Origin of the sequence: Arthrobacter sp. FX8 (assembly GCF_026723805.1) — a bacterium.
In the GTDB taxonomy this organism is placed as follows: Bacteria; Actinomycetota; Actinomycetes; order Actinomycetales; family Micrococcaceae; genus Arthrobacter.
In genome coordinates this window covers 1,551,475-1,574,347 of record NZ_CP113505.1, presented here as the reverse complement: position 1 = coordinate 1,574,347, position 22,873 = coordinate 1,551,475, and the positions used below count along the sequence as shown (strand labels likewise).

The 22,873-nt window shown below is 64.9% G+C and carries 22 protein-coding genes and 1 pseudogene; 13 read left to right on the top strand and 10 right to left on the bottom strand.

The genetic code is table 11. The annotated features are described in order from the left end of the window. Positions 1-8: 8 nt before the first annotated feature. Together ctaD and OUO20_RS07125 are read left to right on the top strand one after the other, a co-directional pair. Entirely contained in the window at positions 9-1,736 is a 1,728-nt protein-coding gene (ctaD, locus tag OUO20_RS07130; RefSeq protein WP_018771084.1) for an aa3-type cytochrome oxidase subunit I, read from the top strand. Then, positions 1,733-2,134, top strand: coding sequence for a cytochrome c oxidase subunit 4 (locus OUO20_RS07125; protein WP_018771085.1), 402 nt, complete (start codon positions 1,733-1,735; stop codon positions 2,132-2,134). Before ctaD ends, OUO20_RS07125 begins: the two co-directional genes overlap by 4 nt. Before the next feature lie 75 nt (positions 2,135-2,209). On the opposite strand, the gene OUO20_RS07120 is transcribed toward OUO20_RS07125, so the two are convergent. Beyond that, the gene (locus OUO20_RS07120) at positions 2,210-2,503 is read right to left on the bottom strand and encodes an HPr family phosphocarrier protein (RefSeq protein WP_018771086.1); all 294 of its coding nucleotides are present in this window, start codon (positions 2,501-2,503) and stop codon (positions 2,210-2,212) included. Between the two features lie 160 nt (positions 2,504-2,663). Between OUO20_RS07120 and OUO20_RS07115 the strand changes: the two genes are divergently transcribed. Then, a complete protein-coding gene (locus OUO20_RS07115; protein ID WP_018771087.1) occupies positions 2,664-3,434 on the top strand; it encodes a GntR family transcriptional regulator in 771 nt (256 codons plus the stop codon). 106 nt (positions 3,435-3,540) lie between these two features. Here OUO20_RS07115 and qcrB read toward each other — a convergent pair whose 3' ends face one another. From qcrB to ctaE, 4 genes are all read right to left on the bottom strand, one after another. Beyond that, the gene (qcrB, locus tag OUO20_RS07110) at positions 3,541-5,211 is read right to left on the bottom strand and encodes a cytochrome bc1 complex cytochrome b subunit (protein WP_018771091.1); all 1,671 of its coding nucleotides are present in this window, start codon (positions 5,209-5,211) and stop codon (positions 3,541-3,543) included. Then, on the bottom strand, positions 5,189-6,259 hold the full coding sequence (gene qcrA / locus OUO20_RS07105; RefSeq protein WP_026266047.1) for a cytochrome bc1 complex Rieske iron-sulfur subunit: 1,071 nt from the start codon (positions 6,257-6,259) through the stop codon (positions 5,189-5,191). The genes qcrB and qcrA overlap by 23 nt, the downstream gene beginning before the upstream one ends. A gap of 101 nt (positions 6,260-6,360) precedes the next feature. After that, the gene (qcrC, locus tag OUO20_RS07100) at positions 6,361-7,149 is read right to left on the bottom strand and encodes a cytochrome bc1 complex diheme cytochrome c subunit (protein WP_056390383.1); all 789 of its coding nucleotides are present in this window, start codon (positions 7,147-7,149) and stop codon (positions 6,361-6,363) included. Between the two features lie 86 nt (positions 7,150-7,235). Continuing rightward, positions 7,236-7,874: an aa3-type cytochrome oxidase subunit III gene (gene ctaE / locus OUO20_RS07095; RefSeq protein WP_186447714.1), complete on the bottom strand. Its 639-nt coding sequence runs from the start codon at positions 7,872-7,874 to the stop codon at positions 7,236-7,238. Between the two features lie 148 nt (positions 7,875-8,022). Here ctaE and trpD point away from each other — a divergent pair, with 148 nt between their 5' ends. Beyond that, a complete protein-coding gene (gene trpD / locus OUO20_RS07090) occupies positions 8,023-9,078 on the top strand; it encodes an anthranilate phosphoribosyltransferase (protein ID WP_018771095.1) in 1,056 nt (351 codons plus the stop codon). 15 nt (positions 9,079-9,093) lie between these two features. Here trpD and OUO20_RS07085 read toward each other — a convergent pair whose 3' ends face one another. After that, the gene (locus OUO20_RS07085; RefSeq protein WP_043456257.1) at positions 9,094-9,375 is read right to left on the bottom strand and encodes an Lrp/AsnC family transcriptional regulator; all 282 of its coding nucleotides are present in this window, start codon (positions 9,373-9,375) and stop codon (positions 9,094-9,096) included. Between the two features lie 115 nt (positions 9,376-9,490). Next, positions 9,491-9,892 (bottom strand): DUF3054 domain-containing protein, encoded by a 402-nt coding sequence (locus tag OUO20_RS07080; protein WP_043425344.1) that lies wholly within the window; start codon positions 9,890-9,892, stop codon positions 9,491-9,493. A gap of 514 nt (positions 9,893-10,406) precedes the next feature. Between OUO20_RS07080 and OUO20_RS07075 the strand changes: the two genes are divergently transcribed. The 4 genes from OUO20_RS07075 (at position 10,407) to OUO20_RS07060 (ending at position 15,932) form a co-directional block, all read left to right on the top strand. Then, positions 10,407-12,584 carry a S8 family serine peptidase gene (locus tag OUO20_RS07075; RefSeq protein WP_166673086.1) on the top strand — a complete coding sequence of 726 codons (2,178 nt, stop codon included), beginning with the start codon at positions 10,407-10,409 and terminating at the stop codon, positions 12,582-12,584. 240 nt (positions 12,585-12,824) lie between these two features. After that, complete coding sequence (locus OUO20_RS07070; RefSeq protein WP_268003157.1) at positions 12,825-14,057, top strand: type III polyketide synthase; 1,233 nt, start codon at positions 12,825-12,827, stop codon at positions 14,055-14,057. 14 nt (positions 14,058-14,071) lie between these two features. After that, the gene (locus OUO20_RS07065) at positions 14,072-14,767 is read left to right on the top strand and encodes a class I SAM-dependent methyltransferase (RefSeq protein WP_268003156.1); all 696 of its coding nucleotides are present in this window, start codon (positions 14,072-14,074) and stop codon (positions 14,765-14,767) included. 1 nt (position 14,768) lies between these two features. Next, positions 14,769-15,932: an FAD-dependent oxidoreductase gene (locus tag OUO20_RS07060; protein WP_018771101.1), complete on the top strand. Its 1,164-nt coding sequence runs from the start codon at positions 14,769-14,771 to the stop codon at positions 15,930-15,932. 34 nt (positions 15,933-15,966) lie between these two features. On the opposite strand, the gene OUO20_RS07055 is transcribed toward OUO20_RS07060, so the two are convergent. Further along, positions 15,967-16,380 carry a nuclear transport factor 2 family protein gene (locus OUO20_RS07055; protein ID WP_268003155.1) on the bottom strand — a complete coding sequence of 138 codons (414 nt, stop codon included), beginning with the start codon at positions 16,378-16,380 and terminating at the stop codon, positions 15,967-15,969. A gap of 53 nt (positions 16,381-16,433) precedes the next feature. Here OUO20_RS07055 and OUO20_RS07050 point away from each other — a divergent pair, with 53 nt between their 5' ends. The 5 genes from OUO20_RS07050 to OUO20_RS07030 all read left to right on the top strand — a co-directional run bounded on the left by OUO20_RS07050 (position 16,434) and on the right by OUO20_RS07030 (position 20,222). After that, entirely contained in the window at positions 16,434-17,114 is a 681-nt protein-coding gene (locus OUO20_RS07050; RefSeq protein WP_142072879.1) for a peptide deformylase, read from the top strand. A gap of 68 nt (positions 17,115-17,182) precedes the next feature. Further along, positions 17,183-18,064 carry a putative RNA methyltransferase gene (locus OUO20_RS07045; protein ID WP_268003154.1) on the top strand — a complete coding sequence of 294 codons (882 nt, stop codon included), beginning with the start codon at positions 17,183-17,185 and terminating at the stop codon, positions 18,062-18,064. A 129-nt stretch (positions 18,065-18,193) separates the two neighbouring features. Then, a complete protein-coding gene (locus tag OUO20_RS07040) occupies positions 18,194-18,667 on the top strand; it encodes an NfeD family protein (RefSeq protein WP_141160411.1) in 474 nt (157 codons plus the stop codon). Positions 18,668-18,689: 22 nt separating this feature from the next. Continuing rightward, a complete protein-coding gene (locus OUO20_RS07035) occupies positions 18,690-19,631 on the top strand; it encodes an SPFH domain-containing protein (RefSeq protein ID WP_268003153.1) in 942 nt (313 codons plus the stop codon). A gap of 243 nt (positions 19,632-19,874) precedes the next feature. Then, positions 19,875-20,222, top strand: coding sequence for an RNA polymerase-binding protein RbpA (locus OUO20_RS07030; protein ID WP_026266052.1), 348 nt, complete (start codon positions 19,875-19,877; stop codon positions 20,220-20,222). A gap of 98 nt (positions 20,223-20,320) precedes the next feature. Here the strand turns inward: OUO20_RS07030 and OUO20_RS07025 are convergent, their stop codons facing one another. Together OUO20_RS07025 and OUO20_RS07020 are read right to left on the bottom strand one after the other, a co-directional pair. Beyond that, positions 20,321-21,064, bottom strand: coding sequence for a polyprenol monophosphomannose synthase (locus OUO20_RS07025; protein ID WP_268003152.1), 744 nt, complete (start codon positions 21,062-21,064; stop codon positions 20,321-20,323). Positions 21,065-21,158: 94 nt separating this feature from the next. Further along, positions 21,159-22,825 (bottom strand): annotated as a pseudogene (locus OUO20_RS07020) (amidohydrolase). Positions 22,826-22,873: the final 48 nt, after the last annotated feature.

Here is a 22,873-nt window from a genome sequence, read left to right as displayed (position 1 = left end):
GGAGCGACGTGGCTACGTACACCCAATCCGCACCTGCGGGAGTCCTGTCGGCTCCCGTGGTACCTAAATCCAAGGGGCGCATCGTCGTCAACTGGATCACCTCCACCGACCACAAGACCATCGGGTACATGTACCTGATTGCGTCCTTCGTGTTCTTCTGCCTGGGCGGTGTCATGGCGCTGCTCATCCGCGCCGAGCTGTTCGAGCCCGGCATGCAGATCCTGCAGACCAAGGAGCAGTACAACCAGCTGTTCACCATGCACGGCACGGTGATGCTGCTGATGTTCGCCACCCCGCTGTTTGCCGGGTTCGCCAACGTGATCATGCCGCTGCAGATCGGCGCTCCTGACGTGGCCTTCCCGCGCCTGAATGCGTTGGCCTTCTGGTTCTTCCTGTTCGGTTCCACCATCGCGGTGTCCGGCTTCATCACCCCGCAGGGCGCAGCGTCCTTTGGCTGGTTCGCCTATGCGCCGCTGTCGAACACGACGTTCACCCCGGGCATCGGCGGTGACCTGTGGGTCTTCGGCCTGGCGCTGTCCGGCTTCGGCACCATCCTTGGTGCGGTCAACTTCATCACCACCATCATCTGCATGCGCGCCCCGGGCATGACCATGTGGCGGATGCCCATCTTCACCTGGAACACCCTGATCACCGCCATCCTGGTGCTCATGGCATTCCCGCCGCTGGCCGCCGCCCTGTTCGCGCTCGGCGCGGACCGCAAGTTCGGCGCCCACATCTTCGATCCCGAGAACGGCGGCGCTGTTCTTTGGCAGCACCTGTTCTGGTTCTTCGGCCACCCGGAGGTGTACATCATTGCGCTGCCGTTCTTCGGCATCGTGTCGGAGATCTTCCCGGTCTTCAGCCGCAAGCCGATCTTTGGCTACAAGGGCCTGGTCTACGCCACTATCGCCATTGCAGCCCTGTCCGTGACGGTGTGGGCCCACCACATGTACGTCACCGGCGCCGTCCTGCTGCCGTTCTTCTCCTTCATGACCATGCTCATCGCGGTGCCCACCGGCGTAAAGTTCTTCAACTGGATCGGCACCATGTGGCGCGGCTCGTTGACCTTCGAAACGCCGATGCTCTGGAGCATCGGCTTCATGATCACCTTCCTCTTCGGCGGCCTCACCGGCATCATCCTGGCCTCCCCGCCGCTGGACTTCCACGTTTCGGACTCCTACTTCGTGGTGGCGCACTTCCACTACGTGGTGTTCGGCACCGTGGTGTTCGCCATGTTCGCCGGGTTCTATTTCTGGTGGCCCAAGTGGACCGGCAAGATGCTCAACGAGCGCCTGGGCAAGATCCACTTCTGGCTGCTGTTCCTGGGCTTCCACGGCACCTTCCTGATCCAGCACTGGCTCGGCGTCGAGGGCATGCCCCGCCGCTACGCCGACTACCTCGTGGAGGACAACTTCACCTGGATGAACCAGTTCTCCACCGTGGCATCGTTCGTGCTGGGTGCGTCACTGATCCCGTTCTTCTGGAACGTCTACATCACCTGGCGCAGCGCCGAAAAGGTCCAGGTTGATGATCCGTGGGGCTTCGGTGCTTCGCTGGAGTGGGCCACGTCCTGCCCGCCGCCGCGCCACAACTTCACGTCCCTGCCCCGGATCCGTTCGGAGCGTCCCGCCCTGGACCTGCACCACCCGGAACTTCGTCAGGTCCACACCGTTGAGTCGCCGGCACCCGCAGCAGCGGTCCTCGGCAACGCCGACCAGAAGGACACCGCACAGTGAAAATCGAATCCTGGATCTTTGGTTCTGGAGTCTTCTTCTTCGTTCCCGTCGCTCTGGTCTACGGATTCCTGACCAACTGGGGTGAGTGGGTCGGCATCCTGGGCATCCTGCTTGTGGGTGGCCTCGCCGGCATGATCGGGGCCTACCTCGGCTTCACCGGAAGGCGCGTCGGTCTTCGTCCCGAGGACCGCAGCGACGCTGAAATCCACGAAGGCGCCGGCGAGCAGGGGCACTTCAGCCCCTGGAGCTGGTGGCCTCTGGTCCTGGGCATCGCCTGCGCCACCGGCTTCCTGGGCCTGGCCGTAGGCGCCTGGGTCATCTTCATCGCAGGTGGCCTCGCCATCGTGGCCCTCGTGGGCTGGGTGTACGAGTACAGCCGCGGTGACCACGCGCACTAAGCAAGCAAACGAATAACGACGTCGGGCCCCACCTTCCGGTGGGGCCCGACGTCGTTATTGCGCTTTTGGAAGCCCCTAGACGGCTCCCTGCGACTCTAAAAGTCCTCGAAGCTCCCGCAGCGCGTTCTCGGCCTGCTCGCGCCCCAGGCCGCCTTCCAGCGCACTGTCGCTAATGGACAGCTCCACCTCACAGCCTTGTGGGAAGTCAGCCGTCATCACCTGAAGCAGGGAACGGGCATCGGCCTTGTCTGCGCCTGCCTTGCTGATGGTCACCGGCAGGCCCGTGTCGGTGACGGCTCGGACAAACACCGCGGCGGAACGTGCATGCAGGCCCGCGGGCGCTGCCACCACGGCCTTTTCTGTTGGCAAAGGGACTCCTTCTGTGAAAGACGGCCCCCTCCGTCTCGTGGCAAAATTTCCAGACCAAATATAGCTGCCTGCACGGATGCGGCGCGAAAGATTGCCGCGGTCCGTGGCTGGTCTAGACCGTTCTAAAATTGAGGGGACACCCAACGGCAGGAGAACGATCATGGCAGCTGGCGCCGCCGCAATCACGGGGGAAATAGACCGCAGCAGCGGAACGGCCATCTACGTCCAACTCCGGGAAATCCTTCGCGCGTACATCGCGGAGTCATGCCCGCCGGGTTCAGCCCTGCCCTCGGAACGGGACCTCGCCGAACGGTTTGGGCTTGCAAGGATGACGGTGCGGCAGGCCATCGATGCACTGGTGGGGGAGGAGGTTATCGAGCGGGTGGTGGGCCTGGGAACCTTCGTCCGGCGGCCGAAAGTCGACCTGCAGGTGAAGCTCACGTCCTACAGCGAAGAAATGCAGCGGCGCGGCATGGTGCCTGCCGCCAAAGTGCTCAGCTTCGAACAGATCGGTGCCAGTGCGTTCCTGGCCCGTGAATTGCAGCTGGACGAGGGCACCCCGCTGGTCCGCTTCCGCCGGCTGCTTCTTGCGGACGGGGAGCCCATGAGCGTGGACGAAAACTTCATACCGGCTCATCGGGTCCCGGGACTGCTGGACGGCGAGCCGCCCACGTCGCTCTACAACGTCCTCAGCGAGCAGTACGGGCTTGTTATGGAATGGGGGGAGGACATGATCGAGGCGACGGCGGCGTCACCGTCCACGGCGCGCCTCCTCAACGTCGAAGTGGGGGCACCATTGCTGAAGATCCAGCGGCATGCCTTTGTGGCCCGGGCAATGGTTGACTACTCGGTCTCCTACTACCGTGCGGACCGGTACAAGCTGTGGGTGCCCCTGCAGCGGCCCGGAGCCAGGAGGGCCCGCAACCACTAGCCGCCCCAACCATCCGTTCCCCTGCGGGGGGCGCGGGCAGCACACCCCAGGAAAACAGGAAAGGCCCGATCCGGATGGATCGGGCCTTTCCTGTTGGAACAGAAGCCTAGTGGGTCAGGCTCTTGCTTCCTTCTGCCGCTTCAACAGCCTCGTGTCCGTGGCCGTGTGCGGCCTCCAGCTCAGCGGGCGTGGCCGGGGCTACGCGGTCCTCGAAGAACCAGCGGGAGAGGAATGCGCGGCGCTTTTCCTTGCGGGTGACCACGCCATGCTCGTTGGGGACCGCAGGAAGGACCTGAGGTGACTCAAAGCCCACCAGCTTGTACCGCTTGTACTCATCCAGGGGCGCGTGCACCTCGATGAACTCACCGTGGGGAAGACGGACGATGCGTCCGGTTTCACGGCCGTGGAGGGCGATCTCCCGGTCCTTGCGCTGAAGCGCCAGGGCAACGCGCTTGGTAACCACGAATGCGATCACCGGACCGATGAAGAACAGGGCCCGCAGCCAGTACGTGACGTCGTTCAGAGAAACGTGGAAGTGCGTGGCGATGAGGTCCGAACCAGCAGCGGCCCACATGACGCAGTACCAGACGAAACCTGCCATGCCGATGGCGGTACGGGTGGGCGCGTTCCTGGGGCGGTCCAGGACGTGGTGTTCACGGTCGTCCTTGGTCACCCAGCGCTCGATCCACGGGTACGTGAACATCACGGTGAACAGGATCCCGGCCGGCACGAGGGCCGGCAGCAGGACGTTGAATGTGAAGACGTGTCCGAAGAAGATCTGCTCCACGTGCCAGTTGCCGAAGGTGCCCGGCATCAACCGGAGTGCGCCGTCGACGAAACCGATGTACCAGTCAGGCTGCGTACCGGCCGACACAGGGGAGGGGTCGTACGGACCGTAGTTCCAGATCGGGTTGATGGTGAAGAACGCGGCCATCAGGGCAATGACGCCGAAGACGATGAAGAAGAATCCACCGGCCTTCGCTGCGTACACCGGACCAAGGGGGTAGCCGACGACGTTGTTGTCGTTGCGTCCCGGACCCGGGTACTGCGTGTGCTTGTGCACCACCACCATGAACAGGTGGGCCACGATCATCAGCAGGATCAGGGCCGGTACCAGCAGGATGTGCAGCATGTACAGGCGGCTGATAATGGCCGTTCCCGGGAATTCCCCGCCAAACAGGAAGAACGAGATGTACGTTCCGATGACCGGAATGGACTTGATGACACCGTCGATGATGCGCAGGCCGTTGCCGGACAGCAGGTCATCGGGGAGCGAGTAGCCGGTAAAGCCTGCAGCCATCGCCAGGATGAGCAGGACACAGCCCACAACCCAGTTCATTTCACGCGGCCGGCGGAACGCACCGGTGAAGAAGACCCTCAGCATGTGTACTGCCACTGACGCAACGAACAGCAGTGCTGCCCAGTGGTGCACCTGGCGCATGAACAGGCCGCCACGGACATCGAAGGAGATGTTCAGCGATGAGCTGTACGCCACCGACATCTCCACGCCCTTCAGCGGAACGTAGCCGCCGTCGTAGTGCGTCTCCGCCATTGACGGGTCGAAGAAGAACGTCAGGAAGGTACCCGACAGCAGCAGGATGACGAATGAGTACAGCGCCACTTCACCAAACATGAACGACCAGTGGTCCGGGAAGACTTTGCGGCCGAACTCGCGAAGGATCCCCGAACCGCCGACTCGTGAGTCGACGAAGTCGGTGATCCGGCCTGTCTTGGTTTTGGCGACGAAAGCCGGCTCAGCTGTTGATGCTGCGCTCATGCGAATCACGCTCCCAGTAACTTGGTCCTACGGGTTCATGGAAGTCGCTGGTAGCGACCAGATAGCCCTCGTCATCAACTGCGATGGGCAGCTGGGGGAGAGGACGGCTGGCGGGGCCGAAGATCACCTTGCACTCCTGCGTGAGGTCAAAGGTGGACTGGTGGCACGGGCACAGCAGGTGGTGCGTCTGCTGCTCGTACAGAGCAACGGGGCAGCCAACGTGGGTGCAGATCTTCGAGTAGGCAACGATGCCGTTGTAGCCCCACTCTTCGCGGCCCTTGGACGGGTTGAGCGATGCGGGATCAAGGCGCATGAGCAGCACAACGGACTTTGCCTTCTCGTTGAGCTTGCCTTCCTCGAGTTCGTTCAGGCCTTCCGGGATGACGTGGAAGGCCGAGCCGATGGTGACGTCCGAAGCCTTGATGGGAGTTCCGTCAGGGTCACGGGTCAGGCGCTTGCGCTTTCCGTCCTGGGGGGCCCACATGGTGTGTGCGAGCTTGTCGTCCGGACGGGGTCCGAGGTCACCGAAGATGGCGACGGCGGGAAGCGGGGCGAGCGCCACAGCACCGAGCAGGGTGTTGCGGATCAGCGGACGGCGCTTGATGCCGGTCTCTTCCACGATGTCGTCGACGATGCGGACAGCCGCCTGGCGGTCCTCCTCGTAGCGGATGGCGTGGCGTTCTTCGGAGACTTCGTGGTCGGGCATCAGGGCCTTGGCCCAGTGCACGATGCCGGTACCGATACCCAGCATGGCAAAGGCAGTACCTACACCGAGCAGGGCGTTCTGGAGCCGGATGGTGGCGATGCTGGAGTCATCACCCAAATCAATGGCGAAGTACGCCACCAGGAAGATCAGGGTTCCAACAACAGAGATGCCAAATAGTAAGGCGACCTGCCGTTCTGCCCGCTTTGCGGCCTTCGGGTCCGTGTCAGCCAGGCGCAAACGATGCGGGGGAATTCCAGGATCCTGGAACTTCTCCACCTCATTCTGACCAGCCGTAGCTACGGTGCCCGAGTGGTTCGGACTGCCGTCACTATGGTTGCCCATAATTCGCCTCATCCTTCTCTCGTCCCGGCGGTTGTGCCGGGTTAGTTTCTAATTTCAAGCTGCTGACTGGGCAGCAGAAGTTGTGTGCTTCCCGCGGAAAGTCAGGACGTCCTGGAAGTCAGCCAGATGGTGAAGGCGATAATGACGCCCAAACCGGCAACCCATACGAACAGGCCTTCAGCGACGGGGCCAAGCGAACCCAGGTCGGCACCGCCCGGCGAACCGGTGGTCTCGATCTGCTTCAGGAAGGTGATGATGTCCTTCTTGCCTTCGGGGGTGATGTTGGCATCGTTGAAGACGGGCATGTTCTGCGGGCCCGTGGCCATGGCCTCGTAAATGTGCTTGCCGCTGACGTCGGCCAGGGCGGGCGCGAACTTGCCCTGGGTCAGCGCGCCGCCGGCTGCGGCGGCGTTGTGGCACATGGCGCAGTTGGTGCGGAAGAGCTCCCCGCCGGCTGCGGCGTCGCCGCCGCCGTTTGTCAGGTCTTCTGCAGGAATTGCCGGGCCGGCTCCCAGCGAAGCGACGTAGGCTGCAAGCTGTGAGGTCTGCTGTTCGTTGAACTGGACCGGCTTCTTCATTGCCTGGGGACCGTTCATCTGCATCGGCATGCGGCCGGTGCCCACCTGGAAGTCAACAGCGGCAGCGCCGACGCCAACCAGGGAGGGGCCATCCTTGGAACCACTGGCGCCCATGCCGTGGCAGGTGGCGCAGTTGGCGGCAAACAGCTTGCCGCCCTCTTCGACGTCGCTTGCGCTTGCGGTGGTGGTGCTCGCCTTGGCCTCATTCATGGAGGTTGCCACGGCGTACAGCCCACCCGTGATGAGGAGCCCCATCAGAAGCAGCGCTATTGCTGCCAGTGGGTGACGCCGCTTTTGTGAGAGTGCCTTCACGTGGTGGTTCCTTTATTCGATCCTGCGCCGGCTCCGGGAGCCGCTACCTGAAATTCTGCCTCTTGTAGAAAAAGAATCAAAGCTGGCTACTTGAGTACGTAGATGACCAGGAAGAGGCCGATCCACACGACGTCAACGAAGTGCCAGTAGTACGAGGTGACGATCGCGGACGTAGCTTCAAAGTGTCCGAACTTCTTCGCGGCAAAGGACCGGCCCATGATGAGCAGGAAGGCGATAAGCCCGCCGATGACGTGCAGGCCGTGGAAGCCGGTGGTCATGTAGAAGGCAGAGCCGTAGGCGTTGGAGGAAAGCGAGACGTGCTCGGAAACCAGCATCGCGTATTCGGTGGTCTGGCCGGCAACGAAGAACGCACCCATGAGGAACGTCAGGGTGAACCATTCGTTCATTCCCCAACGGGCGAACTGAAGGGCACCTCCGGTACGCCGGGGCTGCAGCCGCTCTGCGGCGAAGACGCCCATCTGGCAAGTAAAGGAACTGGCCACAAGGACAATCGTGTTGACGAGCGCAAAGGGGAAGTTGAGCTTGGCTGTCTCTTCAGCCCACATTTCACCGCTCGTGGAGCGGAGCGTGAAGTACATGGCGAAAAGACCGGCGAAGAACATCAACTCGCTGGACAGCCACACAACGGTTCCGACAGAAACCATGTTGGGGCGGTTCAGCGTTGGGTGCGCCGGGGTACTGGGGGCATGGGTCGCAGATGTCACATAGACATTATGTCTGTAAAAGTCCGTGCTGCCCAACGCAAACCGCCTTTTGGGAGGACTTTTTCTACAAAGACGCGAAATTGCCCGGAAAAGTTCCCGGCACCGTTCACATTGGTCAGTGCCTGCCATCGCTCGATAGCATCAGCAGGTGACTTCACAGGCATCTGCAGCGTCCGGCAACACCTGGCCCCGGCTGATCTCGGCACTGATCAAGGGCAATGACCTTACGGCGGAGAACACGTCCTGGGCCATGGACACCATCATGTCCGGCGAAGCCACGCCGGCCCAGATCGCCGGATTCCTGGTGGCCCTCAGCGCCAAGGGCGAAACCGTGGATGAGCTTTCCGGCCTGGTTGAGGCGATGCTGGCGCATGCCAACCCGGTGGAAATTTCCGGCGAGAAGCTGGATATCGTCGGCACCGGTGGTGACCAACTTAACACCGTCAACATCTCCACCATGGCCGCGCTTGTGGCCGCCGGGGCCGGCGCAAAGGTGGTGAAGCACGGCAACCGGGCAGCGTCGTCGTCGTCGGGATCCGCTGACGTGCTCGAAGCGCTCGGCGTCCGGCTCGACCTGTCCATTGCGCAGGTGGCCCGGAACGCCGAAGAGGCGGGTATCACATTCTGTTTCGCGCAGGTGTTCCACCCGTCATTCCGCCATACCGCGGTACCCCGGCGCGAATTGGCAATACCTACCGCATTCAACTTCCTGGGACCGCTGACCAACCCTGCCAAGGTGCAGGCGTCGGCCGTCGGCGTGGCCAATGCGCGGATGGCGCCGCTCGTTGCAGGCGTCCTGGCCCGGCGGGGGAGCAGGGGGCTGGTGTTCCGGGGCAACGACGGCCTGGACGAACTCACCACCACCGGCCCGTCCACCGTGTGGGAGATCCGCGGCGGGGGCGTCACTGAACTGTTCTTCTCCCCGGAGGACCTTGGCATCAGCCTGGCCACCGTTGAGCAGCTTCGCGGCGGTGATGCAGTGGCAAACGCAGGAGTTGTCCGTGACGTGCTTGCCGGCAAGGAGGGTCCTGCCCGGGACGCGGTCCTGGTGAATGCGGCGGCAGGCCTGGTTGCCTTCGACCGTGAAGCGGAAGGCCCGTTCCTGGCGAGGATGCAGAAGGCCTACGCGCGGGCTGCGCAATCGATAGATTCCGGCGCCGCTGCAGCCGTCCTGGACCGTTGGGTGTCCCTGTCCCGCGCCTGAGGACGGCTTGGCGGGTTACTGCTCGAAGCCCAGGGAAAAGGCAGCGTCGAGATCGTGCTGTGAGTACGCCCGGAATGCGATGTGCGTGGTGGTGTGGACCACTGCAGGAACCTTGGAGAGCCGGTCGGCGATAACATCAGCCAGGTCCTCGTGCCGGTGGACGCGCGCCACCGCAATCAGATCCCATTCTCCAGTGACGGAGTACACCTCACTGATGCCTTCGATGGCTGAGATTTCCTCCGCAGTCTCGGGAATGCGGGCGGCGTCAGTCTTGATCAGAACAAATGCGGTGACCACGTTTGTACCCCTTCGATCAGTTCCGCCGCAGCAAGTCACGGCAGGTTTCTCTCTACTGCCAGCCTATTACACGGGCGTCCTTTTCCCGGCAGCCCGCCCTTCGGGCGGAGAGCCCCTATCGGCGGCGGAGACGCGCGGCACCGGCAGCCAGGAGCCGGTAGCCCACGAGGAACGTTGCGAGGGCCAGCGTGGCAACGATGACGAAGGGGAGGACAACCGTCTGTGCGGTCAGCGCGCGCAAAAGCATGCCGCCGATGAGGCTGCCGAGCCAGACCGGAACACCCGCCCGGAGGGCAGACAAAGGGCTGCGCCAGGCGCGGGAAACGACCCATCCCGCTGCCGCGCCGGCAAGGAAGGGCCATGCAGTCAGCAGCACACCCAGGATGGGCTCCTCGCGGTGGTGCGCGTCGCGGCCGATGGCGGCGAACGCAAGGATCAGCACGACATCGGCAGCCGCCGCTGCCAGCACCGTTTTTCCGGACGTTGTAGCTGCCGCCTTCGTTTTCAAGGAACTCATGGTTTCGAGCTTAGCCGTCACGCCTCCTCGAGCTTGACCCAGGACCTCACATGAAGCGGGGGAGCGGAGGCGGAATCGGCATGCAGTATGGTCTCAGCAGGAGCAGAGGTCAGTCCCGCTGTACTGGAGACATGTGTGAATAAAGCTTTGTGGATTTGCAGCCTGGTTGGTGCCGCCGTCGGGATCAGTGTGGGTTTGGCGGTGTTCCATACTCCTTTTTGGGGCTGTGCGCTTGGGTTGGGAATCGGCGCGGTCGTTGGGGCCTCAATGCAGCGCCGCCGTTAGCATGCCGGCAAGGCAGGACCTTGCGGTTGCCTTGACCCCGTCCGGATCACCGGCAGCTGTCCCGGCGTCAGCAGCCCACCGGTCAGCCTCCCCTGGGGCTGGATGATGGTGGGGTCCCTGAGTTCACCAAGCCTTAGTAAGCTCACCGTGGAACCGTAGGCCAAGGGGAGTGAATCTGAGCATGAAGACTGGTGTGACGAAGGGATACACGTACTTACGGACTATGGGGGTGGTGTTGGTAGCCGCGATCGCCGGCGTAGCCACCGCACCAGCCGCAAACGCCGCAGACAAACCCGTCTTGCCCGGGCCTTCAGCCGCAGAGAAATTGCCGGATGCCCCAGCTCCCACCGACCAGTTCATCGTAAAGTTCAAACCCTCAGCGGCCGGCAGCGCCGCGGAGCGGGACGAGACCTATTCCAGGGCTGCGGGGCATGCCTCCATCGGCGTGCGGGAGATCAAGACCACGGCCAGCGACGCCAAGGTGGTCAAGACAAGCCACAGGCTCAATGCCGGGGAGTCCAGGCGCGTGCTGGAGAGCATCGCTGCGGACGACAAAGTCGAATCCGTGGAGCCTGACATTCTCATGCATCCGTCGTACACCCCCAACGACACCTACTACTCCTTGCAGTGGGCTCTGTCTGACCCTGGCGTCGGCATCAGGGTTCCGTCTGTCTGGGACAAAACCACGGGTACGGGCCAGATCGTCGCGGTGATCGACACCGGCATAACCGCCCACAGCGATCTCAACGCGAACGTCATGGCAGGCTACGACATGATCGCCGACCCAACCGTTTCAAGTGACGGCGACGGCAGGGACCCGGACGCCTCCGACCCGGGGGACTACCGGACCTCCGGGACTTGCGGTTCCACCTCATCCGCCCATTCTTCCTGGCACGGAACCCATGTCGCCGGGATTATCGCCGCTGTCGCCAATAACAGTGAAGGAGTCAGCGGCGCCGCTCCGGGCGTGAAGATCGAGCCTGTCCGCGCGCTTGGTGACTGCGGCAGCGGCTACCTCTCGGACGTGTCGGACAGCATTACGTGGGCTTCCGGAGGAGCAGTCTCCGGCGTGCCCGCCAATGCGAACCCGGCGAAAACCATCAATCTGAGCGTCGGGGGAGCGGCGGCCTGCCCTTCCACCCTGCAGGCCGCCATTGACGGGGCGGTCAGCCGCGGCTCATCCGTATTCGTGGCTGCCGGCAACGAAAGCCAGCTCGCCGAAAACAATGCGCCGGCAAACTGCAGCAACGTCATTACGGTCGGTGCCACCAACCAGTCCGGATCCAAAGCCTCGTACTCGAACTTCGGTGCCGCCGTCGACGTCATGGCCCCGGGAGGCGACACCGGTGCCGGCATCCTGTCCACCTACAACGCCGGAACAACCACTCCAGGCGCAGAAGCGTACGGCTACCTGATGGGAACGTCGATGGCGACGCCGATGGCGGCCTCCGTCGGCGCACTGATGAAAGCCGCTGATCCCTCCCTGACGCCAGCCCGGATCGAGGCGAAGCTGAAGGCAACGGCCAGGCCCCTTCCGGGAACCTGCCCAGGAGGCTGCAGCGCCGGCTTGATTGATGCCTTGGCGGCCGTCGCGTTTCCGGCCCCGCAGACTCCGATTGCCGTAAAGGCAGCGTCCCTGAACGGGGCCTTAGGAGCTGCCACTACGGGAGAGATCTATGGGCTCAGGGATAACGGCGGGTACCAGTGTTTCGAGCACGGTTGCATCCTTTATTCGCCGGCGTCCGGGGCTCACGTCTCCACCGGCGCGATTCGAGGCCTGTGGGCGGAGACAGGATTTGAGGCTGGTGGCCTGGGCTACCCGGTGACCGATGAAGTTGGCGGGCTCCGGGATGGAGGTGCCTACCAGAACTACCAGGGCGGCGCCATCGTCTGGTCACCAGCCACCGGAGCGCATATCTCTGTTGGCGCCATCCGTGGCGAATGGGCGGTGTCGGGATTTGAGGGCGGCAAGCTCGGCTACCCGGTATCAAACGAAGTGGGCGGGCTGCGCGACGGGGGTGTCTACCAGAACTACCAGGGCGGCGCCATCATCTGGTCCCCAGCCACCGGAGCGCATATCTCTGTTGGCGCCATCCGTGGCGAATGGGCGGTGTCGGGATTTGAGGGCGGCAAGCTCGGCTACCCGGTATCAAACGAAGTGGGCGGGCTGCGCGACGGGGGTGCCTACCAGAACTACCAGGGCGGTGCCATCGTCTGGTCCCCAGCCACCGGAGCACATATGTCCGTAGGCGCCATCCGCTCCATCTGGGCCTCAACAGGGTACGAATCAGGGCGCCTCGGCTACCCGACAAGTGACGAGTACTCCACGGGCAATGACGGTGGCGTCGCGCAAAACTACCAGGGCGGCGTCATCCATTGGAGCCCAGGCGGTTCCTACATCTCCTGACCCAGCCGGCCGCATGCTGTACTTTCCCGGCGAAGGCGGCCTTTGTCCGTTGCGAAGGCATCGGCGAGCAGGGCAGCGCTCCCAAAGACTTAGTTGACATAATGTAGATTATCGGCGCTTTGGGACTGCTCCGGAGCGGGGCGCACCAAGCCAACCAGCCAGCACGAACACCAGCGTAAAAGCGCTGGTCAAACCGGCGGTCCCATTGTCTTTATTCCGGCGCCCGTCAAGAATGAACCAATGACGGTCTACGTACGTTCACTTGAAACTGCAGTTCCGGAGACAAAGCTCATCCAGTCCGAGGCCCGTGACGTATTTGCCGCGCAGCCTGGCTTGTCGCGCTTAGGCTCGCGACTGGTGAACACCTGTTTTGACGGTGCTGCCATCGAGACGAGGTTTACCGCCGTCCAGGAACTCACCAACACGTCCCGCGCCGAAGAACCGCAGTTCTACGACCAGGAAACCGGGCTCCTGCTGAACCCCAGCACCAAAGTCCGCAACGATATCTTCGCCCGCGAGGCCACCAAGCTGTTTGTGGCGGCCTCGCGCGCTGCCCTGCAGGCCGCCCCGGAAGTCGATTTACTTGACATAACTCATCTCGTGACGGTCTCCTGCACCGGCTTCTTCAATCCGGGCCCCGACTACAAGGTGGTCCGTGAACTCGGCCTTAATCCCGCAGTCCAGCGTTACCACCTCGGCTTCATGGGCTGCTACGCCGCCTTTCCTGCCCTGCGTGCCGCGAAACTGTTTTGCGAGGCGGACCCGAATGCGGTGGTCCTGGTTGTCTGCGCTGAACTGTGCTCGCTCCACGTACGCACCTCCAACGACCCGGACACCATCATGGGCTCGGCCCTGTTCGCCGATGGTGCCGCCGCCGCCGTCGTAACCGCGCGCCCAGGCATGGCGGACACCGCACTGATGAAGCTGGACCACTTCGAGACGGTCCTGACACCGGTGGGTGAGGATTCCATGGCCTGGAACATCGGTGACAACGGCTTTGAAATGGTCCTGGGCAACTACGTGCCCCACATCATCGATGACCACATAGTCGGCGCGCTGCAGCCCCTTCTGGCCAGGGAGCCGGAACTGGTGCCACTCCCCTACACGGCAATCCCCCACTGGGCCATCCACCCCGGCGGCCGGAGCATCCTGGACAAGGTGCAGTCCAGGCTCGGCCTCAGCGACACCCAGCTGATCCCCGCACGGGAAACCTTGCGCAACTACGGCAACATGAGCAGCGCCACGGTGCTCTTCGTCCTCAAGCACATCCTTGAACAACCACTCCGGGAAGGGCCCGCCGCGGAAGAGCGGATCTGTTCCATGGCGTTTGGCCCGGGATTGACCGTGGAAACCGGCCTGTTCACCAAGATTCGGCAGGCAGCAGGCGGCGCTCCGGGGTGGGAGGGCAGCGCGGCAGAGGATGCCTTGGGCCAGCTCCAAAGCCGGACGCCGGCCGAAGCGCCCGTGGCCTGAGAGCGGTCCGCGGAATGGGGATCCTCCTGCGCCGACGAGCCGCCACGGACGTGGAGCAGATGGACAGGCCGGACTGCGATGCCCGTCTCCTGGACAACACGTACCGGCAGTTCGCCGTCATCAACCGGGTGCTGTCCGGCTGGCGGAAACTGTATGCCAGGGAACTCAGGACCATGGCCCCTCCCGACCAGCGCCCGCTAACGGTGCTGGACATCGGCTCCGGCGGCGGCGACCTGGCCGTGATGCTGGCCCGCTGGGCGGCCAAAGACGGCAAAGCGGTGCATATCACGGGCATCGATCCTGATCCCCGTGCGGCCCGGTTCGCCCAGCAACGCCCGTCCATGGCCGGCGTGGAATTCCGCAAGGCGCACAGCGGCGAGCTGGTCAGCGAGGGTGCCCGGTTCGACGTCGTGATCTCCAACCACGTGCTGCACCATCTCCAGTCCGGGGAGCTCAAGCAACTGCTGGCAGACTCGGAAATCCTCGCCGGCCAGAAGGCGCTGCACAACGATCTCATCCGCAGCACCATCGCATTCTCCCTCTTCGGTGTGGCCGCGCTGCCGTTCCGGAAGTCTTTCATCCGGGAAGACGGGCTTACGTCCATCCGCCGCAGCTACACGCGCGCCGAGCTTGCCGCAGCCGCTCCCCCGGGCTGGTCCGTGGAGCACTCATCGGTCTTCCACCAGGTCCTGGCCTACCGGCAGGGCTGAGATGGATGCCGATGTCCTGATCGCCGGCGGTGGTCCCGTTGGCCTCTACCTGGCGGCCGCCCTGCTGCAGGAAGGCGTTTCGGTAAGGGTCTTTGAGCAACGGCAGTCGCGGAACCGGCATACCCGGGCCATCGGCATCCACCCGCCGGCCCTGGAAGCACTGGCCGCGGTGCACGTGGCCTCTGCCATGGTGGAGGAGGGTGTCCGCATCCGGTCCGGCATGGCGGTCAGCCGCGGGAAGACGGTGGGCACCATGGCGTTCGGCGCCGTCTCGGAAAACTACCCCTTCGTCCTGGCACTGCCACAGTTCAGGACAGAGGAACTCCTGGAGGACCGCGTACGCACCCTGGACCCCGCGGCGCTGGTCCGGGGTGCCAACGTCACCGAAGCCAGGAACGACGGCGGCAAGGTCACCATCGCGGTCCAGTCCAGCCCGGATGCCGCGAACCGGCGCGGCAACCACAACGGCAGCGCCACCGCCGCCTTGCTGGTCGCGGCAGACGGGGCCCGGTCCCGGATCAGGGGCGCGCTGGGCGTCCCTGTGGACCGGAAGTCCTATCCCGACCACTACCTCATGGGGGATTTCGACGACGGCAGCAGGTACGGGGAGAAAGCCGTCCTGTTCCTCGAGCCGGAAGGAATCGTCGAGTCCTTTCCGCTGCCCGGCCGGGTGCGCCGCTGGGTGGTGCGGCTTGGACGACCCGCCGAACCGGGCACGGGACCGGATGAGCTGGCGGAACTTGTGCAACGCCGGACCGGGTTCCGTCCTGAGCCGGCCACGAACTCCATGCTGAGCGCGTTCAGCGTCCAATCCACGATTGCCCGGCGCATGGTGGCCGGCCGCTCCGTCCTGGTGGGGGATGCCGCCCACCAGATCAGCCCCATCGGCGGGCAGGGCATGAACCTGGGCTGGCTGGATGCCAGGGCGCTGGTGCCCGTGATCTGCGCCGCACTGGGTGGCGAACCAACGGGAAGGCGGCTTCGCGAATTTGAGGCAAGCCGGCGCCGGGCTGCGGCCGTGGCCCGGCGGCAAGCCGAAATCAACATGATGCTTGGAAGGCCGCTGCCCGGGCCGCTCCTTCGTGTCCGCACTGCCGCCATTGGCGCGGCCGCCGCCGTGCCTGCCGTGAACCAGTGGGCCGCCCGGCGCTTCACCATGCAGTAACCAGGTGAACCGGCAGGAACCAGCGGCTGCAGGGCTACCGGAAATAGCAGTCGTAACTGTCCTGGCTGACGATGACGCCGTTGCGCACCTCAAACACCGACGATGTCCTGGCCCGGATCGTCTCGCCACGGTCCCAGTAGGGCAGATCCATCAGCACGGTGGCCGACCAGTCGGCTTCCACCACCACCCGGCTTCCCTCACAGGTGGTCCGCCGGACCGTGAACTGCTGGTCCTTCACCACCTCGCGGCTTTGGTCCGCACCGTCAAGCACTCCCGCCAGCGGGCGGGTGGACCCTTCCGGGGCCAAAAGGTGCGGAGCCTCCGTCAACAGGAATGATTCCGACAGGAACGGCCGGATGTCCTCCGCACCGCCGCCGGCTTCAAGGACCCGGATGAATTCCAGGACGTGCTCCAGCGGGGATGCCTGCGGGAAAGAATCATCAGCCATGCAGTAGACCCTAGTCCAAGGGTCCTGCGCCGCTCCGCCAGTAGGCTGTCCCCATGACCCAGACTGTTCCCCCAACAACCGCCGGCGCCGACGACATCCGTGAGATTGTTGAGCGGATCCTGTCCGCCGGGTCCCTCCCGCCCATCGTCCAGGCCGGCCACCCCGCCCTGCGCCAGCGTGCCGCCGCCTTCGACGGCCAGCTGTCCGCCGGCCAGTTGGCCCGCCTTATCGGGGTCATGCGCGAGGTCATGCACGAGGCCCCGGGGGTGGGCCTCGCTGCCCCTCAGCTGGGCATCCCCCTGCAGCTCGCCGTCCTGGAGGACCAGTTCGACGTCGATCCCGACGCCGCGGCACTGCGGAACCGGAGCCCGCTGGAGTTCCTGGCCATCCTCAACCCCCGGTACACGGCGGCGGGGACGGGACTGGCGTCGTTCTATGAGGGGTGCCTTTCCCTCAACGGGCTCCAGGCGGTGGTGGCGCGGCCCGACACCGTGGTCCTGGAGTACCAGACGCCCGACGGCGCGGCGGAGCGGCGGACATTTTCCGGGTGGCAGGCGCGCATCGTCCAGCATGAGACGGACCACCTCAACGGCATCCTGTACATAGACCGTGCCCAACTCCGGTCCCTGAGCAGCAACGCCGAGTATGCGGCGCACTGGGCTGAACCCGGCATCAGCAAGGCGCGGGAAGGGCTGGGTTTCGACGACGGGCCGGCAGGCATATCGCTCGGCTGACCTTCGCCGTCACCCGGGGCAGTGACGAACGGCAGGGGCGCAGGGCGTCCCGTCCTAAGATGGTTCCCATGCCTGCCGCGGATCTCCACCTCCTGTGCCCCGTCTGCTCACATCCGCTGGAACACCTGGAGGCAACGGCCGCGCGCCAGCCCCGCCTGGTGTGCCCGAACGGCCACAGCTTCGACGCCGCCCGGCAGGGCTACTTCAACCTCCTGGTGGGCAAGGGCACGCCCTTCGAACCGGACAGTGCCGCCATGGTGGCGTCGCGCTTCAACTTCCTGGGGAACGGCCACTACCTGCCGCTGGCGCGGGCGGTGGCCTCCGCCGTCGTGCCCAACCTGCCGCAGGAAGGTGCCGTGGTTCTGGACTCGGGGACAGGGACCGGGCACTATCTGCGGGAGATCCTCGACACGGCGGCGGCCAGCGGGCGGCACGCGTCCGCCGTCGGCCTGGACATTTCCAAATTTGCCCTTCGCCGCGCTGCCCGGCTCAATCCCGAGGCCGTGAACCTGGTCTGGGACATCTGGCAGCCGCTGCCGGTAGCAGCAAACTCGGTGGATGCGGTCACCGTGGTCTTCGCTCCGCGGAACCCGGCTGAGTTTGCCCGGGTCCTTCGACCCACCGGCGTGCTGGTGGTGGTGACGCCACGGAGCGGGCACCTTGGGGACATCGCCGCCCTCACCGGGATGCTTGGCATTGAGGAGGGCAAGGATGAGCGCCTGGCCGGGGCGATGGCGGGGCATTTCGAGCCGGCCAGCAGCGTCGACGTCGACATCCCGCTGGCGCTGGGCCGGGCCGCCGCCGCGGACCTGGCGTTCATGGGCCCGGCCGGCCACCACCTGGACCTGGGGCAGATCGCTGCGCGGCTGGAACACTCCCCGGAGCCGGTGACAGCCGACGCAAAGTTCAGGCTCCTGGTGTTCAGGCCCAGGACCCACGGTTCCCCGTAACGACTTGGCCACTATCCCCCGGCACCAGCTGTGAACCGGCCCACAGGCCAGGTCCGCGGACTAGGATGAAAAGACAGTTGCTGGCGGGTCCGCGGACGCGGCTCCCCCGTGACGAAGGGGGAAGCAGGAATGTTCGAATGGCTTGGGGAAAACTGGTGGGCGTTGTGGCTCACGGCTTTCCTGGCGTTTGCAGTGATCGAGATGATCACCCTTGACCTGTTTTTCATCATGCTTGGCGGCGGATCGCTCGCCGCACTGGTAGCCGATTTCGCCGGCGCCGAACCCTGGCTCCAGGTAGTCATCTTCTGCATCGTGTCGCTGCTCATGGTGGCCTTTGTCCGGCCCGTGGCACTGTCCCACCTGAAGAAGGGCCCCTCGGAGCAGCGGACCAACGTGGACCGGCTGATCGGTGAGCCGGCTGTGGTGATGGAGGCCGTGACGTCCGACGGCGGCCTGGTGAAAATCGGCGGCGATATATGGAGTGCGCGCTCCGCTGCGGGAGTGCTTCCCGCAGGCCAGACGGTGGTCGTAGCGGCCATTGACGGCGCAACAGCAGTGGTTTCGGTACCGCCCACGGCGGCCACCGGGCCTGATACAGCCTGACAATTGGGGAACAAGGAGTTGTATGGAAAACGCAGGCGGAACCGCACTGGCCATTGTGCTGGTGGTTCTGATCGTCTTTGTCATCATAGTTTTGGTCCGGTCCGTCCGGATCATTCCGCAGGCCCGCGCCGGCGTTGTTGAACGGCTCGGCAAGTACCAGCGGACGCTCAATCCGGGCCTGACCATCCTGATTCCTTTTGTGGACCGGCTCCTGCCGCTGCTGGATCTGCGTGAACAAGTGGTGTCCTTTCCACCCCAGCCCGTCATCACCGAGGACAACCTGGTGGTGTCCATCGACACGGTGGTCTATTTCCAGGTGACCGACCCGCGGGCGGCCACGTATGAAATCGCCAACTACATCCAGGCCGTGGAACAGCTCACCACCACCACCCTGCGCAACGTGGTGGGTGGCCTCAACCTGGAGGAAGCCCTCACGTCGCGGGACCAGATCAACGGACAGCTGCGCGGCGTCCTGGATGAGGCCACAGGCCGCTGGGGCATCCGCGTTTCACGGGTGGAATTGAAGGCCATCGATCCGCCCCACTCCATCCAGGATTCCATGGAGAAGCAGATGCGTGCCGAACGCGACCGGCGCGCAGCAATCCTCACGGCCGAAGGCACCAAGCAGTCGGCCATCCTCACCGCCGAGGGCCAGCGCCAGGCGTCCATCCTGGCCGCAGAGGGCGAAGCCAAGGCTGCCATCCTTCGCGCGGACGGCGAGTCGCAGGCCATCCAGAAGGTCTTCGACGCCATCCACAAGGGAAACCCGGACCAGAAACTGCTGGCCTACCAGTACCTCCAGACGCTGCCCAAGTTGGCTGAGGGCTCGGCCAACAAGCTCTGGATCATCCCGAGTGAAGTTGGGGAAGCCCTGAAGGGAATCGGCAACGCCCTTGGCGGCACCAGCGCGGAGCCTGCCGGCGGACTTTTCGACGAGGCGCCCATCGAGCGCACGCAGCCCTAGGCTCTTGACCAAGACAGGGAGGGTTCGGTGGCTAGCCGCCAAACCCTCCCTGTTTTGGTGCAGACGTGTTAAAGCCCGTATAATTGGGTATTTGTCCGGCAGGAGAAGACCAGCTGGAACAACCAAGCTTCGCAATGCGTTGAATCTTATGATGCAGCACAGTGCACACACTAGTCCGGCGGCGCAACGTCGCCACCGGCTAACGCGGAGATTTCATCCGCGAACCGACCAGAGGGAGAAATCATGAGCGATCGCAGCCTGCGGGGCATGCGCCTTGGTGCGCAGAGCATGGAGACCGAGTCCGGAGTTGAGCCGGCTCCGCGCCAGCGGGTCGAATACCGTTGCGCAGATGGCGAGCAGGTTTTCGTCACGTTCTCCTCCGAGGCGGAAATTCCTCCGGTGTGGGTCTCCAAGACCGGCAAGGAAGCGCTCCTGGTTGACGGCGAAAAGCCGGACACCAGCAATGACAAGGCAGTCCGCACGCACTGGGACATGCTGCTGGAACGCCGCTCGCTTCCTGAACTTGAACAGATCCTCGAGGACCGCCTGACCATCCTGCGGGAGCGCCGCGGAGAGCGCCGCTCGGCATAAGGCCAGCCGCAAAAAAGGGGGCGGCCCCGCACTTTGGTGCGGGGCCGCCCCCTTTTCCTGTGTCCTCAGAAGGCCGCGGAGGGCGGCCCAGGGAAAAGCTAAGGCTGCTTGTTCTTCAGCCTGCCGGTCAAGGTGTTCCAGCGGGCGGCCAGTCCCCACCGGGTGACGTTGACCATCGCTTCGACGACGATGTTGCCGCTCATCTTGGAGGCGCCCAGTTCGCGCTCAACGAAGGTGATGGGGCGCTCCTCGATGCGCAGGCCCAGTTTGGCCACGCGCCACGCCAGGTCCACCTGGAAGCCGTAGCCCACGGAATCCACCTGGTCCAGGTTGAGCTTTTCCAGGGTGGTCCTGCGGAAGGCGCGGTAGCCGCCGGTGACGTCCTTGATCCGCAGCCCCAGCATCAGCCGGGCGTAGGTGCTGCCCACCCGGGAGATCGCCTGGCGGTACAGCGGCCAGTTGACCACGCTGCCGCCGGGAACCCAGCGCGAGCCCATGGCCAGGTCCGCGCCCTTGTCCACGGCTTCCAACAGCTGGGGAAGCTGTTCGGGCTGGTGTGAGCCGTCGGCGTCCATTTCCACCAGGACGTCGTATCCGGCGTCCAGGCCCCACCGAAAACCGGCGATGTAGGCGGCGCCCAGGCCTTCCTTGCCCTTGCGGTGCAGGACGTGGACCTGGGAGTCCTCGGCGGCGAAGCCGTCGGCAAGCTGGCCGGTGCCGTCAGGGCTGTTGTCATCAACCACCAGCACGTCCGACGCCGGAACGGCCTTCCGAAGGCGCTGGAGCGTCTTGGGCAGCGATTCCAGTTCGTTGTAGGTGGGAATGATCGTAAGGACGCGCACGAAGGGCCTTTCCTGGTGGAAGTGGTCGGAGCACCTGATGCCGGGCTGGCCGGCGGCGGGCGCAACTCCCCATTATAGGGCGGAGGATTATGGGTCAGGAACGCAGGGCCGGGCTGGCGTAGAGTTCGGCACCGTCTTTCACGGTCTGCAGGCATACCGGGTCGGAGCCTGTGTCCAGTGCGGGCAGCAGTGGGGTCCTGGCCCGCGGATCGGTGCTCCATGACTGCACCCTGCCGTCAGCCACCTGGACCATCAGCTCCTCCACCTCCCAGACGGCGAAACTGGCCGGTGCGCCGGGAACCAGTTGCCCGGCCATGGGGTTGGCGTGCCGTGCGGCCCTCCAGCCCGCACGGGTGTGCCCCAGGAACGCTGCGCGCGCGGAAATGCGCTGGTCCACGTTGTGGTGTTCCACACAGGCACGCACGCTGGACCAGGGCCGGAGGGGCGTGACCGGGCTGTCGCTGCCGAAACAGACAGGAACCCCGGCTGAATAGAAGGCAGCGAAAGGGTTCATCGACCGGCTCCGCTCCCCCAGCCTCTGCTCATAGAGGCCCCCGGCTCCGCCCCACGCTGCGTCGAAGGACGGTTGGGCGCTGACGGTCACCGAGTAGTGCGCCAGCCTTGCCACGGCCGCGGCATCAGCCATCTCCACGTGCTCGAAGCGGTGGCCCGCCGCCCGCACCCGCTGCTCCCCGACTTCCTTGGCCGCCACGTCCAGCGCCTCCAGCGCGGCGTCCAGCCCGGCGTCGCCAATCACATGGAAACCGCCCTGGATCCCGGCAAGGGAGCAGGCGGCAAGGTGGGCAGCCGCCTGCTCGACGCTGAGGTACAGGCTGCCGCGTTCCTGCCCGGCATCGCTGTAGCCGGCGCGCAGGGCGGCGGTCCTGGAACCCAGCGACCCGTCGATGTTCAAATCCCCCGCCAGTCCGCGGACGCCGCAACCAAGCTGCTCCACAAGGGTCCGGGCCTGCGCCTCGGACGAAACCAGCTCCCCCAGTACGGCAGCACCTCAGGAAAGCGCGCCGCGTCCTTGTCGGCGTCGTTCCATCCTGCGGCCAGCCTCAGGTCCTCAGGCCCGCCGATGTGCGGTGCGCCCATTTCGGCCAGCGCGACGTACCCGTTCGCCGCAGCCTCCGCCAGGGCACGGGCCTGGTGCCGCTTCAGCACTTCCTGGGGCAGCTGCCGGGTTGCCAGCCGCGCTGCGTCGTGGGCTGCCCGCGTGACCCCGGCGCCGCCGTCGTACCCGTCCTTGCCGCGAAGGTCCGCGGACTGTACAAGGGACGTCGAAACCAGGGCCGAGTGCACATCAACCCGGGAAAGGTAGACCGGGCGGCCCCCTGACGCCCGCTCCAGTTCCTCGGCACTGGGCAGGGCGGAGTCCGCCCACCTGGTTTCGTCCCAGCCGTGGCCGAGCACCGGCCCTTCCCCTCCAGCCGCGGCGACGGCGTCCAGCAGCGCGCGTGCCGACGTGGCCGTGCCCAGTTGCAGCGATTCCAGGGCGATCCCGGTTTCCGTCAGATGGATGTGCGAATCGACGAAGCCGGGTGCAACCAGGGCGCCACGGAGGTCGATGATCTCCATGGAACTGTCTGCGATGGAGGATGCGGCCTGCTCAGATCCAACCCAGGCAACGGTGCCGCCGTCCACCAGCATGGCCGTTGCGAATGGATCCGCCGCGGTGTAAACGGACCCATTGCGGTACAGGACCGGGGCGGGCCGGGAGGCGGCATCAGAGTGGGAAGTGGCATCGGGGCGCGGCATGGGGGCAGACTCCTGGGGTGTGGGGGTGCCGGCGTGGGCTGGCCGGGT